Origin of the sequence: Youxingia wuxianensis (assembly GCF_014385085.1) — a bacterium.
Taxonomy (GTDB): Bacteria; Bacillota; Clostridia; order Oscillospirales; family Ruminococcaceae; genus Youxingia; species Youxingia wuxianensis.
This window is the reverse complement of the sequence record NZ_JACRTD010000010.1, coordinates 20406-36615: the sequence shown is the minus strand read 5'-3', so window position 1 is coordinate 36615 and position 16210 is coordinate 20406. Positions and strand designations below refer to the sequence as shown.

Sequence of the window (16210 nt, the reverse complement as noted above, 5' to 3'; positions counted from 1 at the left end):
TTGTACTCAACAATTTCCATGTATCTTCTGTCGGGGCTATCCCCTTTGCCGAACCGCTTCATACATTAATATCCCTGCGGCCACTGAAGCGTTTAAGGAATTAATCTTTCCCTTTCTGGGGAGGGAAAGGATTACATCGCAAGTTTTCTTTACCAAGCGGGACAAACCAAATCCCTCGGAACCGATTACCAAAGCAATATTCCCTTTCAAATCGGTTTTGTCCCAGGGCTGTCCGTCCATATCGGCCCCATAAATCCAGACGCCTTTTTCCTTTAGCTTTTCCATCGTGTTTACAAGGTTGCTCACCCTGACCACAGGAATGTGTTCAACTGCGCCGACGCTGGTTTTGCTTACAATCGGGGTAAGTCCCACGCCTCCCCGTTTGGGAATGATGATCCCATGGGCTCCTGCGGATTCTGCCGTGCGGATAATCGCTCCCAAATTATGGGGATCTTCGATAGAATCGCAGAGAATGATAAATACCGCCTCTCCCTGCGCCCGGGCAAAAATATCCTCCAAGGTGCTGTACTCATAGGCAGCGGCCAAGGCCGCCACCCCTTGGTGATGAAGGCCTGGGGCCATATGTTCCAGCTTCTTTTCATCCACCCTTTTCACCGGAATGCCTTTTTCTTTTGCCATAGCTACGATCCGGGAAATCGGCTGACCTTTGGCGGGAGTATCGTCGCAGATATACACACATTCGATAGCGCGCTGCCCTTTGAGAAGCTCAATCACACTGTTTCTGCCTACTACGATATCTTCCTTTTCCTGTTGCTGCGTCTGCCCCATAGCTTCCTCCTGTCACTGCCCAATATTATACAATTTGTTTTATATAGAGGTATTATAACATATGATTATATCCTTTTCTACATCATTCGACGTTTTTTTTCATCTATTTTGTGGTTTTTCCATCCAAAAATCCCACTTTTTCTCTAAATTTTATTAAAGCAGAAAAAATGCGCAGGTAACCGCGGCCCCAAAACCGGCGGAAAGGATGATTTTTCCAAGGGAGATCATTAGACTTTTTTTGTTTTTGGGCGTCGGCTGATACGTTATCTGCGACAAATATTCGCTGGCATATTTTTTTATAGTGTGTCCGTTTTCTTCCCCCATAGGCTGGGGGCGCAAAAACAAGATGGCTTTTTCAAAATATTTATTGTCCGTATTCACCACTTCAATAACTTTTTGGCTAACTCCTTTTAACATTATCCGCACCGCCTTAAGATATAGTTCTTTACCTGATTTATACAAAGAGTTTTCCGTAATATTTTAAACTACAAGGGCTAATTTATTCTCCTGTCAAGTGCAAATTTTAACAAAAATTCTGTTCGATTTCAGAAAATAAAATATACTGCAAGTATTAACGAATTGTTGAAAACTTTTCCATTTTTTCAAAATCATGTGGAAAACTCGGTGGAAAGAGTAGAAAACTTTGATTATTCCGTTCTTTTTGCTTTGTTAAAATTTATTAGAAGGTAAAAATTTTTCAAATTATTTACCAAATTGCAAATTACTTAGAGTAATCTTTTTTTATGTAGTGTGGTTTTGATTTGTGAGGTTTCATAAGAATTTACCAAAAAATTTCGTTTATTTTTTAAGTTTGATCTGTTATACTGTAACCGTTTGAAACTTACCTAAGGAGAACCTGAAAATGACCCCAACTTTACAAAAAAAACAACCGGTTTCCACCCACTGTGGAATAATGCTGGAAAATATCCCGGATTTCGATCTGGACCAGACCTTAAACTGCGGACAATGTTTTCGCTGGGATCGGCAGCCGGACGGAAGTTACATAGGAATTTCCCAGAATCACTCTTGTCATATTTCACAAAAAGGGTCCACCTTCTATTTTGAAGGGACCACTTTGGAGGAATACGAAAATTTCTGGAAAGATTATTTTGATCTTACCCGTGACTACGGGAAAATCAAATCCCTCCTTTCTCAAAACCCCGTACTGCGCAGCGCCTGCGCCTATGCCCCGGGGATCCGTGTCTTGCGTCAGGAGCCATGGGAAGCTTTGTGTTCCTTTATCATCAGCCAAAATAACAACGTAGGACGGATCAAAGGAATTGTAGCCCGGTTGTGCGAAACCTTCGGCGATCCCTTGGACGGCGGATATTTTTCTTTTCCGGGGCCGGAACGCCTGGCGGAACTTACACCGCAGGATCTCGCGCCTTTGCGCTGCGGGTTTCGGGCTCGGTATATTATTGACGCCGCCCAAAAGGTTGCCAGTGGGCAGGTTGATCTGGAGAGCCTAAAAGTCCTCCCTCTTCCCCAAGCAAGAGAAGTTCTTACCGCCATCACCGGAGTAGGAAACAAAGTGGCAGACTGTGCTTTGCTGTATGGGTGCGGACGGATAGAATGCTTCCCGGTAGATGTTTGGATTAAACGCGCTATGGAGCGTCTGTTTCCCAAGGGACTGCCTAAATATATGCTGCCCTGGGCAGGTATCGCCCAGCAATATATTTTTCATTATGTGCGCACCTGTCCAGGTTCTTTGGAAGGATAGCTTATCCCTTGGCAGACGGACGAACAAATAGGATTACGGCAGATAACGCCTATGAAAAAAGGCCCCTATCTTTATAGATCAGGAGGAATCCGGTTAAATCTCAAAAAATCGGTATCTATCCCTTTTGTTTGTACCAAGGCCGGTATGGTATAATAAATACATCAAAACAACATTCTTCTTTTTCAGTCTGGCGCACGGATAGTGGATTTATGCTTTAACTCCACGATACGGAAGGCGACACAAAGCAAGACAGCAGTTTAAGGGGAATGGTATAATGTTAAGTGATGAACTATATCGGGTAAGATACAGGCATATTAAAGAGGTGTCCCGTCTGTTGGCGGACTGTTTTTACAGCGACCCTCTTTATTGCAAGCTAATTAAGGATGATGAGTTAAGACGCAAAGCGCTGCCTGAAATTTTTGAATGTTATTTTGATATGATCTACGACTTTTCCTATATCTATGCGGACAGTGCGCAGATCAATGGCGTAGTGATCCTTTTTGACAGCAAGGAAGACGCCTATTCCCAGCCGCTGAAATCTTATCGGCGCTCGGTTGCCGATTGCTGCTGGAAAACCTTGAAGGTAATTACTAAATACAGCTTTGGCCCCTCTGCCTTGGTCAGCTATTTTAAACATGTGGGCGCTTTAAAAACCTCCTGGATCAACAAGGAGTCGTTGGGCGACTATCTCCATGTGGATATTTTAGCGGTCAAACCGTCCATGATGGGCAAGGGAATCGCTTCTAAGCTGATGGCGCCGGTTTTACGGTATGCGGATGAAAACCGCCTGGAAACCGCGTTGGAAACCAATAATCTTCAAAACGTACAAATATACAAGCATTATGGGTTTCATATGTCCAAGGATTTTGTTTTGCCGGATGGGGTAAAGCAATTCTGTATGATTAGGAAAACTTCTGCCGTTCAGGCATAACATTCCATCTCAAAAAAGCAAAAAGGACGCCTTTAGGCGTCTTTTTTGTTTCTTTTGGTTTCGACAAAAGTTGACATTCTTTGCGGGGTTAGTATAATAATTCATAAGGGATTTTAATTTGGAAAGGTGGCGGAGTATCATGACTTTTGCCCAGTTTAAGAGAATGAAACCTGTGTATCAGCGCAGGTTAGTCATTGCGCTGCTTATTGTCTTTGTGCTGTTTTTGCTGGTGCTGTTTGCAATCTCCGCCGGGGTCAACGCCATTAAAGTGGCGATTAATACCACCACCTTAGAGGGGGTCACCGCTTCCAATCTATTGTCCAAAACCAATATGAACACTATTCTGTCCACAATGAAGCAGGAAAATGCCAGTGAGATTATGGTGATGGACAGTTCTGTTGTCTTTACCAGCGACGCGGTAGCAGTCCAGGTAGAGATGAACCTAGTAAACATCGTGGACGACGGTATTGCCGAAAACTGGACCCTGGTCAGCGACGAGAAAAAAACAAAATTGCGCAAAGTCTCCACTGAGTACACCAATATGAAGGCCCTAAAAATGCGCAAAGTCCCATTCAGTACTTATTTTCCTTCCTTGGAGAGGATCCCCGTGGAATATCTGGTTTTAAACTTTCCTCTTAAAGACGGGGGACGCTTTACGTTTACAGATAATTTTGGAAACAACTTGGAGCCGGACTACGCCGGCTATATTACCGAGCAGGGACTGCTTGGAATGTGGGTATCAAAAATTGGGGCGGTATCTACCTTTGGAGAAGAGTTTACCCCAGTTTCTACCTGCGTGCCGTTTATCTGTTCCATTGAGGAGGTAAACTCGGAGAAATCCAAAGGAAAAAAAGTTGTTCTGTTAGAACCGGAGGATGCTTATGTGGTTCTTTTGGAGGCCTCTCCTTATTAACTAAGAATTAAAAACCCGGACGCTAGAACGCGTCCGGGTTTTTTAAATTCCTTTTTCCAGCATGATTACAATAGCGGTAATATCATCCTCATGGCCGTCCAACCGGCGGCGCTGCGCTTCACAAACAATTTTTTCGCTGAGGATTTTAGGATCTTTCCCCTCATAATGCTCCAGATCGGACAATATCCAATCATATCCCGAGGCCACCGCTCCATCGGATACCATGACGATTAAATCTCCCTCCTTCAAAGTGACGGAATTTTTTTCGAAGGCTACCCCTCCTAAAATTCCCACCGGCAGAGAGTTGGATTCCACATAACCTCCTTTTCCGGACTTTCGCAGGAAGGTAGGCGCCGCGCCCGCCTTATAGAAATCCACCTGTCCAGTATAAAGGTCGATGCCGGCAATATCGATGGTTGCCAGGGATTCATCCCCAGTTTTCACAAGAAGAGCGGAGTTTACCAGCTTTAAAGCTGCGTCCAGACTGACGCCCGCTTCAATGAGCTGTTTGAGCAGTTCCGACGTCAAGGCGGAATCCACCGCCGCCGCACCGCCGCTTCCCATTCCGTCTGAAAGGATTATATTCATTCTGCCGTTGTTTCCCGGTACATAAGTGTAGCTGTCGCCGCACAGACGGGAACAGGAGTTTCCCAGTTGGGTAGCCCCCCATTTCACCGTGTAGACTGCCTTTTCCACAAAAGTAAGCACCGCTGTTTTTTCTGTAGTACGTTTGGCAGGAAGATCAAAATCCCGTCCGCACAAATCCGATATCTGTACAGTCAGATCTGTCAGATCAATCCGAGACAGTTTATAAATAGGAATAGAAAACTCCAAAGTCATATTACATCGATCATTCACTGTACAGCTGACGGTTTCCGGGTATACCGCCAGGGAATGTAAATACTCCTTCACCCGGGCGGCGGTCTGATCGTCCTGGGTTACCAATTCATCCAAATCGCTGCCCATGCTGTCGATCATCAGCGCCATTCCCTCAAATTGATCGGTCACTACACCTCTGACCTGCGCGACCTTTCGTTTCATAGCTTCTTGAGCGGTATATTCCTCAAATGCCCGATTGAGCATAGGGATCATCTCTTCCAGGCGCAGACATTGACGGGTAAAGTAATCCGGAATATCTTCTAAGGTAAGGGTACCGTTTTGGCGCATTACGACTAAAGCGTCGTTAAAAACATTGGAGGTATCCGTATACATCTGCTGCCAGCAGATGCAGTTGCGCTTGCATTTGCGGCAAATCTTATCTGCCACGGCGGTATAAACACAGGAGATATCCCCGCTTCGCATCCCATCCAATTTTTCATTGACCTTTCGGGTGGTGGTGGCTACCTGGCGCAAAGCGCTGGAAACCCCCTGCATTTTTGTATGGATCATCTGCCTGTAAGTCTCTCCCTGCACTGCGCTGCCGGTAATTTTTCGCAGGGTAATCTTTTTTATTACAGCGGAAGGGATTAATATGGAAACTGCCGAGGCTATGAAAATTTCCAGCAATATCCCTTTGTTTATCGTCTGGCGGCTGGCCAAAAGAGCGAAGGTGTTTACTACAATGAAAGCGACAGCGGAGGCGATTTTTCCCAAGGGGGCGAACACCCCCGCCAACAGTCCGCCAAACCCATAGGTCCCCATAAGAAAACTGTTTGCGCCGATCACTCCTGCGGCGACTCCGCCGGCCACGCCGGAGATGGCGCCTCCCGCTTCATTGGCCGCCTGCGCTGCAAGCAAAATCGTAATTACCGCGATAATCCGTCCCACCGACAAGCCTGCAACCTGCAGATTAATCAGCGCGATAATGGTAATGCAAAAGGTAATAATCATGGAAGTAATATCCGTTTGCTGCAGATTTTCCCAACCCAGGTCAATACTTTGTATCGTCCTGGCAAAGAAATAAGAGGCGCAGCAGGCCAGCAGCACTTCAGAAACCACCAGCACCACAGCATAAACGTCCCCGCCGGTAGCAATAGCAATCGCCAAGGAAGGGATCCCTAAGGAAACCGCAGTAAGAACCGGCGGAGCAACGGTAGTATTTTTCATCAGAGTCCCGGAGGAAAACGCCCAGCGGACAGCAAACAGCAGCATGGAGGCCAGGACATATTTTACATTTCCCAACGAACTGAAGGACAAAACATATCCTAGTATGGAACCGATGACCGCCGCCGGATAAAACTGCGGTTTCGCTGCGGCGGCAAAGGCAATTCCAAAGGGTGCCAGGTCCGCCAGCACAAAAGCGTTGGCGGAAACAAATCCGGTAACCGTATAGACCGCACACTCTATTAGAGCCCGGTGGGAACGCAGGGATTGTTTTGCCCGGTCTCTCACGGAAAGCCCAAGAGTACTTTCTTGTTTGTTCATATCAATCATCCAATCTGCCTTGGTAGGGCGAATAATTCCATGTTATAGTACATATACTGATAGGTTTACTAAATGTATAATATATTGTAAATATTGTATTCTGAATAATTTGTCACTTCCAGGCGATAAAAAACCAATCTTTTGTCTCTTGGGATACTTTTATTTGGAAAAACAATGTGATAGAATGTAATTTAAAGCTATTTATATCATCATTTCATTCTAACCGCTGCTGTGCGGCGGTAAAAGGAGCTATTGTTTATGGAATATAAGTTTTCAAACCGGATCTCTTCCCTGCAGCCATCGCTGATCCGAGAGATCTTAAAGGCTACCTCCGATCCGGGTGTAATTCCTTTCGCGGCGGGAAACCCCGCCCCCGATGCATTTCCCATTGAAAAAATCTCCCAAATCACCAGGGATATTTTCGCCTCCGACCCTATCGGCGCTCTGCAATATTCTATCACCGAGGGGTATCCCGCCCTGCGCGCCGCCTGCAGGGATCTGGTGGAAAATCATTATGGCGTTCCTATGGCGGAAAACGAATTGATTATTATCACCGGCGCCCAGCAGGGTGCGGATTTAACCTGTAAAGCTTTGGTAAACGAAGGGGATACTGTTATCTGCGAGGATCCTTCTTTTATCGGCTGCCTTAACGCCTTCCGTTCCTACGGCGCCAAGTTGGTAGGGATCCCTATGGAAGAGGATGGCATGGATGTGGCCAAATTGGAGTACGCCTTAAAAAATCATCCCAACACCAAGCTAATATACACCATTCCTAATTTCCAAAATCCCTCTGGCATCACCACCAGCCTGAAAAAACGTCAGGAAATATTGCGTCTGGCGGAAAAATATGGAGTTATGGTGATGGAGGACAATCCTTATGGGGATCTTCGCTTTTCTGGTGAGGCGGTCCCTTCCATTAAATCCATGGATAAAAACGGCCATGTAGTTTATGTGGGCAGCTTTTCTAAAATTTTGGCCCCTGGTCTCCGGGTAGCTTTTGCGGTGGCTCCCAAGCCTTTGATTGCTAAAATGACCGTAGGAAAACAGTGCGCCGATGTTCACACTACCATCTTGACCCAGATGATCTGTGAACGCTTTTTGGCCACCTGTGACCTCACCGCCCATATCCAAAAAATTTCGGATATTTACAGAAAAAAATGTCAATTGATGATCGACTGTATAGACCGGGAGTTTTCCCCCAAAGTCACCCATACCAATCCAGAAGGCGGTCTGTTCTTATGGTGTACTCTGCCTGAAGGGGCCGATATGCTGGATTTCTGCCAGAGGGCGGTGCAGGCAAAGGTGGCTGTGGTGCCTGGCGTGGCGTTTTTAGCCGATGAGACGACCCCTTGCCGCTCTTTCCGAATGAACTTCTCCACCCCCACGGATGAGAACATAATTAAAGGGGTCTCTATTCTTGGCAAGCTGACCAAAGAGCTGTATTAATGGGAGGTTCTATTATGGAAAACCAGCAAACTGCACGTAAAAAGATTATTTTCTCCGGTATTCAGCCCACTGGGGTTATGACCTTGGGAAACTATTTGGGGGCTGTAAAAAATTGGGTAGCCTTGCAGGAGGAGTATCACTGCTGCTATTCTATTGTAAACTTGCATGCTATTACAATCCGTCAGGATGCGAAAGCGCTGCGGGAGAATACGCTGGCCGCTTACGCCCTGTTGCTGGCCTGCGGAATTGATCCGGAAAAGTCTATCGCTTTTATCCAGAGCCATGTGCAGGCCCATGCGGAGCTTTCATGGGTTCTTAGCTGCTATACCCAGTTTGGGGAACTGAGCCGTATGACCCAGTTCAAGGATAAAAGCGCCCGCCACGCGGACAATGTAAATGCCGGGCTGTTTACTTATCCGGTGCTGATGGCGGCAGATATCCTGTTGTACCAGGCGGATCTGGTGCCTGTGGGGATCGATCAGAAACAGCATCTGGAGCTGGCCAGGGATATTGCCCAGCGGTTTAATGGGCTGTATGGGAATGTGTTTACCCTGCCGGACGGATATATCCCCAAACTGGCGGCAAAGGTAATGTCTCTTCAGGATCCCACCAAAAAAATGTCCAAATCGGACGACAACCCCAAAGCGTTTGTAGCCATTTTGGATAAGCCGGAAACAATCATTAAGAAATTTAAAAGCGCTGTTACAGATTCAGAAACACAGGTTGCTTATCGGGAAGGAAAAGATGGGATCAATAACCTTATGTCTATTTACAGCGCCGTCACCGGAAAGACCTTCCAGGTTATTGAGGACGAATTTGCCGGAAAAGGTTACGGCGAATTTAAATTGGCGGTAGGAGAGGCTGTGGCCGAAACCCTGCGTCCGGTTCGGGAGAGGTTTGACGCTTATATGAAGGAAAAAGCCTATTTGGAGGATTGTTACCGCAAAGGCGCTGAGAAGGCGCAGGCTCTTTCCCAGCGTACGTTGGATAAAGTGTATAAGAAGGTTGGATTTTTAGCAAAATAAAAAAAGGGAGCTGATCAGCTCCCTTTTTTTATATGTAGTTAATTTAAAAACATCAGCCTCACCAGCAGCGCGGACATCACAAATCCTGTCAGATCTCCGCACAAGGCGGCCGGGATGGTATGGCGGGTATTTTTAATCTTTGCCGCCCCGTAATATAAGGCTACCGTATAAAATGTGGTTTCTGTGGAACCTTGCATCACGCTGGCCACCCGCCCTATGAAACTGTCGGAACCATAAGTTTTAATAATATCTGTAAAGATCACCATTGCTCCGCTGCCGGATATGGGGCGCAAGAGCACCAGCGGAATAACCTCCTGAGGTATTCCCAGCAGGTTGGCCACCGGCGCCAACGCATAAGAGAGCACATCCAGCCCACCTGAGGCTTTAAACATTCCTACCGCCGTCACAAGAGCGATCAGGGCGGGCAAAATGCTCATAGAAACTTGGATTCCTTCTTTCGCACCCTCCAAAAACACGTCAAACACCCGTACTCCATGAAGGTACCCATATACCAAAATAAAGCATACAATCACCGGGACCGCATATGTTCCAATGTTCATCATAGTCTATCCCTCCAAAATCGGGAAAGGAACCTAGCCATTATCAGTCCTACAGTCACGGAAGCAATAGAGCAGATCCATACAGCCGGCAGAATATCTAAGGGCGCGGTACTCCCCTCATTCATACGCAGCATAGCAGTGGTAGTAGGGATCAGCTGAATAGCGGCGGTGTTAAGCACCACAAACATTACCATACTGTTGCTCGCGGCAGAACCCGCCTTGGTTTCCTTGGACATTTCACACATAGCTTTAATTCCCAAAGGAGTAGCAGCGTTTCCCAGTCCCAATAAATTGGCCACAATATTCATAGAGATTGCTTCCATGGCCTTTCCTTTGGGATTTAAATCTTTAAATAAGCGCTTGGTAATAGGCGAGAGCAGAAGGCTGAGTTTTTCTGTCAGCCGGGACTGCTGGGCAACCTTCATCAGCCCGCTCCAAAGGCACATCATCCCCATAAGGGAGAGAACCAGACTAACCGCGTTTGCGCTTTCCGACATCGCCGCCTCGGATAACTGCGGCATCCTTCCGTTAATTATAGCAAACAATAAGGAAAACAAAATAATTAAGGCAAATAACAAATTCATCAAAATAAAACACCTCTTTTATTTATATATATTGAACAGTATTTTTTAATTAATTTATGAATATTACATAAATACATTTACAATTTATTCCAAAGTGTTTACTTTCTTTTTAATTTGGGATATATTGTTATATAATGTTAATTTTTTGAAGGGGGGAGAAAAATGAAATCGACCGGTATTGTACGGAAGGTCGACGAATTAGGGAGAATTGTACTGCCTATTGAGTTAAGGCGCACCTTGGATATTGGAGAAAAGGACTCATTAGAAATCTATGTGGATGGCAATCAAGTCATTCTTAAAAAGTATGAGCCTGCTTGTATTTTTTGTAATAGCGCTACGAATGTGGTTAATTTTAAAGGCAAAAATATCTGTAGGGAATGTATCCAGCAGTTGATGCCGCAAGTCAAATAATTTTTATTATCTGCAGGTTTGATGGTATAAAAGGACAAATAAAAAAGACGCGGAAACTGCGTCTTTTTTATTTGTCCTTTTATAGCTCCGGTCCTTGCTGCTCCGGTGGCTGCTGGGAAGGGGCAGGGGTTTTCCAGCCTCCCTGATCTTCCATATACCGGTCGATCTCCACCTTATATTCCCGTGTGCTTTCCCCTCCGCCAAACGCATTATTGCCCAACTGAATTAGGTACCTGGCGTACATGGCGTGAGAAGCATTCATATAAGGGATTACATAAAACATCGGAATGAAAAAGACACAAAGCAGTATCCAACCGATAAAGGAGAGCCCAAAAACAAACACATCCCCTTTGTGGCCTTTCATATATTTAACCGACTGTTTGACCGCCTCGCGGGATTTCATCTGAGGATTTTCCGCCAGAATATAAGGCGCCAGAAAATACCGCAGACTGATAGCGACAGAAAAAATAACTACGGCAATGCCCCACACAATCAAAAGGATTATCCCCAGTCCAGCCACTGGAGCAGGCAGCTCCCCGTCGTAACGAGCGCTGTACATCCCCATAAAGCCTACCAGTACAATCAGCGGCAGACATAAAAGCAAGGTCCATCCAAACACCCGCAGGCTGATGGAGAGATTGAGCCAAAACGCTTTTCCGTACTGTTTGAAAGTTTCAAAGTAATAGAATATGCTGGAAACTCCGTCGTTTTCCCCACCGGTGCGCCGGTAATACCAGCGCAGCTCCCCTTGTGATAAGGGAATGATGATCACAAAGGTAAGCGCCAGAATCAGAAAAGAGACCAACAAAGAAACCGAATACACGCTGGCCATATCGTCTATATGAATATTCGGAGTATTGTTATAATCCATGTATTCTGAGATTCCCAATACCGCCCGCAAGGCAAACTCAAAAATATTGAGCAGTATCCCAGGAAGCATAGCAAGCAGCATAATGCCGATCGCTTTTCCCCAATTTCCTGCCAAAGCGCGTTTGGCATTCATTTTTAATGTTTTAGAAAGTCCCATATTTTTTTACCTCCTTCAAACCATTATTTTCTATGCTTGTTCTTTTTCGCATTAGGCCAGCAGTTCTCTTACCGTCTTGGCAAGAAAATCCCCCATCTGTTCGGTACAGTACACTGGCAAATCCTCTGATTTAATATCCGGGGTGCGGGCATGATTTAAGCTCAGCTCAACAGCCTTTTCGATTGCGTCCGCTTCTTTTTCCAGGCTGAAAGTATACCGCAGCATCATCGCTACAGAAAGAACGGTGGCCAAGGGATTGGCAATTCCCTTGCCGGCGATATCCGGAGCGCTTCCATGGATCGGTTCGTATAGCCCCAGAGAACCAACGCCCAGACTGGCGGAGGCCAACATACCGATGGAACCGCTGATCATGGATGCTTCGTCTGAAAGGATATCCCCAAACATGTTGCCGGTGACAATTACATCAAACTGGGCCGGATTTCTTACTAGCTGCATGGAGGCATTGTCCACATACATATGGTTTAACTCCACGTCCCTGTATTCTTCATGGACACGAATTACCGTCTCCCGCCACAAACGGGAGACTTCCAGGACGTTTGCCTTATCTACCGAGGTCACTTTATGATTTCGCTTTCTAGCCAGTTCAAAAGCAGTCTTAGCGATCCTTTCCACTTCCGCCGTGCTGTACTGCATCACGTCATAACCGATTTCCATCCCATTTTCAGTCTTTCGGTTATGCTCCCCGAAATAAATCCCGCCGGTCAGCTCCCGGACCACTAAGATGTCCACCCCTTCTCCGATAACGCTGTCCTTTAAAGGAGAGGCTGTCTTGAGGGCTGGAAATATTTTCGCCGGCCGCAGGTTTGCGTACAGCCCCAGTGCGCTTCGAATGCCCAGAAGCCCCTTTTCCGGCCGGGCGGGCAGATGATCCCACTTTTCTCCGCCTACAGCTCCTAACAGCACCGCGTCGGACGCTTTGCACTTGTCGATGGTCTGCTGGGGCAGAGGCTCCCCTGTTTGATCTATGGCAATTCCGCCCAACAGGGCAAAATCCAGTTCCAATTTTATCCCGCTCGCATCGCAGACGGCTTTGAGCACCTTTAACGCCTGATCGACAATTTCCGGACCGATTCCGTCCCCTTTAAGCACACATATCTTCATTCTTTCCATTCTTTCATCACCCTAACTTCAATTATAAATATATTTCCCGTTGATTATAGCACTTTTCAAATAGGATGTCATTGTTCCTCCTGCGGCATTTCATAAGAAAAGTCCACGTCATAATTGTCGCCGCCCACCGGTATCGTTCCGTACACTTCAAACTTTTGATCCCGCATCCACATCTGAGCGGTTAAAAGAGCGGTATAACCACAGCCCGGCTGGGCGTTCCAATAGATCATTTCCCTCTGGGGCAGTCCCATATTGGCAAGCAGGGTCATAATCAATCCTCCATGGGTTACTACTGCAGCGGAGTAGATGTTATTTTCCATCATCTGCCCAAAAATATATGCCATCGCCTGTACCGACCGCTTCAAAAGGTCCATACCGCTTTCCCCTCCCGGGGCGCTGGCCTGCATGGACGCGGCCGCCCACTGGCAAAACCGGGGATCTTTTTCCAGTTCTTCCACCGTTCGGTTTTCAAACTCTCCGAAGTCATATTCCCGCAGGTTGTCCACCACTTCCACCGCCCGGTCAGGGAATAAAATATCCGCTGTCTGCCGGCAGCGTACAAGAGGGCTGGTGTATACTTTATCCACAGAAGGATACTCCTTCAAAGCGATCAAATCCTCCAGTTGTTCTACCCCCTGCTGGCACAAGGGAAGATCAGTGCTTCCGATATACCGGCCTTCCAGGTTACCTTTCGTCAGACCGTGACGGATAAAGTGGACCCGATAGGTACGCATATAAATTCACATCCCTTTAATTTTATTAAGTAGATAAAAGCCTAAATTTTGTTGCAAATAAAAGGCAAATTTTAACAAACTTATATTTACAGAGTGTATTAATTCGACAAAGATTTGCAATATTCCAACTTCTCTCTTTACAAAACGTTTTTATTATTATATAATTTACACTACGTAAAGAACCTTGGGATTCCCGGGTAACAGGGGATCCTTTATAAAGATAGAATAAGGTTTTTGAGGGGTTTTAACATATGAATGCTGATTTTCCACGAGTCCTTACTTTGTTGCGCAAAGAACGCGGCATCAGCCAAAAGCACGCCGCATCTCAACTGGGGATATCGCAGGCTTTGCTGTCCCATTATGAAAAGGGAATCCGTGAATGCGGGCTGGATTTTTTAATTCGCTGCGCTGATTTCTATGGAGTTTCCTGCGATTATATGCTGGGGCGCTCCCCCGATCGTACCGGCTCCAAACTGACAGTAGAGGACATTCCAGAACCGGATACTATGGGAAAGGAAAATGTCTTTAAGTCGGGAGTTCTGCCGGTTCTTAATAAGAAATTGATCGCTAATTCGTTAAATATACTTTACGACCTGTTGGCTAAAAGCGGCTGCAAGTCTCTGGTAGGGGAGGTTTCTTCCTTTCTGATGCTGGCGGTTTACCGGATGTTCCGTCTGGTGTATTCCGCTAACTCGAAGAACCAGTCCGCCATGTTTACGATTCCCGAGGGGGTTTCCCAACAGTATTCTGACGCGGCCATGCAAATCTGTGCTGCAAACGCCGCCTCTATCGCCATGGGGGAACCAGTGCATGATCTGGACGCGATTGTCAACATAGACAAACTATCGGTAACCACCGAAATGTTATCAGAGGAATATCCTTTGTTCGCTTCTTCCCTGCTCAATCTGATCCAAAATTCCGAATCTCGTATCTCTTTTCCGGCAAAAGTTGGAAGGGGAAAATGACATAGGGATATTGTAGCAGATTTAACATGAAAATTCAATTGTTATTGTTAAATATGCAAACCGGAGAAAGAATGCCTTTCTCCGGTTTTTTTACTTTGGCCAATCATCGGAATCGTTGACAGAACGGGGTTTTTGCTATACTATAAGTATACCTGTAATTATTTATTTTGACCGTCCCTTTATGGAAAATTTCAGGAAAGGAGGACGGGCTGATGTTTCGGAAACTTCTTCTGGCAGCGGCAGCTTTGTGGGCGGCTGTCACCTTATCTTCCTGTACCGGTTTTTCCGTAGTCACTGAGGATTTGATGGATCCGCCCAAATTGACGGCGGAGCAGACGGCGATCAACAATGCGCTAAAGCAATCGGTTATCTCCAGCACGATCCGGCTGAAATATCCGAAAACCGGCGATTACCGTTCTTCTTTTGTATTCCATGATATCGACGGGGACGATGAACAGGAGGCCATCGCTTTTTATTCTGTGGAATCCTCTGATTATACCCGCGTCTCCCTTTTGGACCAGAAAGAAGGTCAGTGGGTGGCGGTGTACGAACTGCCGGGGGCCAGCGAGGATGTAGAGTTTATCTCTTTTGCCAATATCACAGACAATCCTGCGGACGATGTGATTATCGGCTGGAGTTCTCCGGATCAAGAGGAAAAAGAGCTCTGCGTCTATTCTATGGTGGATAACACCCTAACTCTGCAGCACTCGGAAACTTACAGTGAATATATCCTGGATGATCTGGACCGGGACGGCCGAGATGATATATTTATCGTCCATAAGAGCGGTAATTCCCGTTCTGCTTCCTTATTGCAGATCAGCTTTAACGGCTATGAGGTGGATGTGGTTTCGGAGATCTCCCTTTCGGATGCAATCGTGGAGTTTTCTCACCTGATTACCGGCCGGTTTCGCTCAGATTCCGGGCAGAAAGCGCTTTTTATCGACGAATTGATTTCTGGTTCTTCTTATGCGACAGAGGTATTCACTATCACCTCCAACGGCCTCATCCCTCTGATCAGCTGGGAAATGGCGGAGCTGGATTTGGAGGAAGAGCAGCCCTCGGAGGAGCTCAAGCCAACCCTTTCCCTCTATGAGCAGACGATACGCTCGGAACAAGTGTTCTGTACGGATATCAACAACGATTCCGTGGTTGAAATTCCCATCAGCCGCTCCCTTCCGGGCTATGAAGATGAAGAGCTCGCCGAGGCGGACAAGTTATACCTCACCCAATATTCCCATTTGAAAGACGAGAGCTTTGCTCGTGTATTTTCCGCGGTAATTAACCGCACGGCAGGTTATATGATCCGTTTTCCGGAAAACTGGATTGACAACGTAACCGTCGTCAATCAGGTGGAGAACGGAGAATGGCGATTTATCCGTTATAACAACGAATTAAAACATAGTCTTAACGATATTTCGGAGGAGTTAGCCCGGATTCGGGTGGTCTCCCAAAATGATTACCAGGACAAATTCCTGGAAAATTATATTGAACTGGACGTCAAGGGTTTATTTACCTATTATGGTTATATTCCGGAAAATGTCACCAGCGATTTAAAAATTAGCGCAGTTGAGCTGAAATCTATGTTTGAGCTTATATAACGAAAGGCGGTA

General features: G+C 46.2%; 16 protein-coding genes. 8 read left to right on the top strand and 8 right to left on the bottom strand.

The features are described from left to right. Positions 1-36 precede the first annotated feature (36 nt). Both rlmB and H8705_RS12295 read right to left on the bottom strand, forming a co-directional pair. Complete coding sequence (rlmB, locus tag H8705_RS12300; RefSeq protein WP_262396086.1) at positions 37-789, bottom strand: 23S rRNA (guanosine(2251)-2'-O)-methyltransferase RlmB; 753 nt, start codon at positions 787-789, stop codon at positions 37-39. A gap of 153 nt (positions 790-942) precedes the next feature. Continuing rightward, on the bottom strand, positions 943-1206 hold the full coding sequence (locus H8705_RS12295; protein WP_262396085.1) for a hypothetical protein: 264 nt from the start codon (positions 1204-1206) through the stop codon (positions 943-945). Between the two features lie 445 nt (positions 1207-1651). On the opposite strand from H8705_RS12295, the gene H8705_RS12290 reads away from it, so the two are divergent. The 3 genes from H8705_RS12290 to H8705_RS12280 all read left to right on the top strand — a co-directional run bounded on the left by H8705_RS12290 (position 1652) and on the right by H8705_RS12280 (position 4353). Next, a complete protein-coding gene (locus tag H8705_RS12290; protein WP_262396084.1) occupies positions 1652-2509 on the top strand; it encodes a DNA-3-methyladenine glycosylase family protein in 858 nt (285 codons plus the stop codon). Positions 2510-2783: 274 nt separating this feature from the next. After that, positions 2784-3440, top strand: coding sequence for a GNAT family N-acetyltransferase (locus tag H8705_RS12285; RefSeq protein WP_262396083.1), 657 nt, complete (start codon positions 2784-2786; stop codon positions 3438-3440). A gap of 139 nt (positions 3441-3579) precedes the next feature. Further along, the gene (locus H8705_RS12280) at positions 3580-4353 is read left to right on the top strand and encodes a hypothetical protein (RefSeq protein WP_262396082.1); all 774 of its coding nucleotides are present in this window, start codon (positions 3580-3582) and stop codon (positions 4351-4353) included. 42 nt (positions 4354-4395) lie between these two features. Here the strand turns inward: H8705_RS12280 and H8705_RS12275 are convergent, their stop codons facing one another. After that, positions 4396-6717: a SpoIIE family protein phosphatase gene (locus H8705_RS12275; protein ID WP_262396081.1), complete on the bottom strand. Its 2322-nt coding sequence runs from the start codon at positions 6715-6717 to the stop codon at positions 4396-4398. Between the two features lie 258 nt (positions 6718-6975). Between H8705_RS12275 and H8705_RS12270 the strand changes: the two genes are divergently transcribed. Continuing rightward, a complete protein-coding gene (locus H8705_RS12270; protein WP_262396080.1) occupies positions 6976-8163 on the top strand; it encodes an aminotransferase-like domain-containing protein in 1188 nt (395 codons plus the stop codon). A 14-nt stretch (positions 8164-8177) separates the two neighbouring features. Continuing rightward, a complete protein-coding gene (gene trpS, locus H8705_RS12265; protein WP_262396079.1) occupies positions 8178-9188 on the top strand; it encodes a tryptophan--tRNA ligase in 1011 nt (336 codons plus the stop codon). 38 nt (positions 9189-9226) lie between these two features. Here trpS and H8705_RS12260 read toward each other — a convergent pair whose 3' ends face one another. Both H8705_RS12260 and H8705_RS12255 read right to left on the bottom strand, forming a co-directional pair. Then, positions 9227-9751, bottom strand: coding sequence for a spore maturation protein (locus H8705_RS12260; protein WP_262396078.1), 525 nt, complete (start codon positions 9749-9751; stop codon positions 9227-9229). After that, positions 9748-10332 carry a nucleoside recognition domain-containing protein gene (locus tag H8705_RS12255; RefSeq protein ID WP_262396112.1) on the bottom strand — a complete coding sequence of 195 codons (585 nt, stop codon included), beginning with the start codon at positions 10330-10332 and terminating at the stop codon, positions 9748-9750. The genes H8705_RS12260 and H8705_RS12255 overlap by 4 nt, the downstream gene beginning before the upstream one ends. Before the next feature lie 162 nt (positions 10333-10494). Between H8705_RS12255 and H8705_RS12250 the strand changes: the two genes are divergently transcribed. Further along, the gene (locus tag H8705_RS12250; protein WP_262396077.1) at positions 10495-10743 is read left to right on the top strand and encodes an AbrB/MazE/SpoVT family DNA-binding domain-containing protein; all 249 of its coding nucleotides are present in this window, start codon (positions 10495-10497) and stop codon (positions 10741-10743) included. 79 nt (positions 10744-10822) lie between these two features. Here H8705_RS12250 and H8705_RS12245 read toward each other — a convergent pair whose 3' ends face one another. The 3 genes from H8705_RS12245 to H8705_RS12235 form a co-directional block, all read right to left on the bottom strand. Continuing rightward, the gene (locus H8705_RS12245; protein ID WP_262396076.1) at positions 10823-11770 is read right to left on the bottom strand and encodes a DUF975 family protein; all 948 of its coding nucleotides are present in this window, start codon (positions 11768-11770) and stop codon (positions 10823-10825) included. 51 nt (positions 11771-11821) lie between these two features. After that, positions 11822-12901, bottom strand: a complete 1080-nt coding sequence (gene leuB / locus H8705_RS12240; protein ID WP_262396075.1) for a 3-isopropylmalate dehydrogenase — start codon at positions 12899-12901, stop codon at positions 11822-11824. A gap of 68 nt (positions 12902-12969) precedes the next feature. After that, positions 12970-13635, bottom strand: coding sequence for a histidine phosphatase family protein (locus H8705_RS12235; RefSeq protein ID WP_262396074.1), 666 nt, complete (start codon positions 13633-13635; stop codon positions 12970-12972). Positions 13636-13886: 251 nt separating this feature from the next. Between H8705_RS12235 and H8705_RS12230 the strand changes: the two genes are divergently transcribed. Beyond that, positions 13887-14600, top strand: coding sequence for a helix-turn-helix domain-containing protein (locus H8705_RS12230; protein WP_262396073.1), 714 nt, complete (start codon positions 13887-13889; stop codon positions 14598-14600). Between the two features lie 212 nt (positions 14601-14812). Continuing rightward, the gene (locus H8705_RS12225) at positions 14813-16198 is read left to right on the top strand and encodes a hypothetical protein (RefSeq protein WP_262396072.1); all 1386 of its coding nucleotides are present in this window, start codon (positions 14813-14815) and stop codon (positions 16196-16198) included. The last annotated feature ends 12 nt before the right edge of the window (positions 16199-16210 follow it).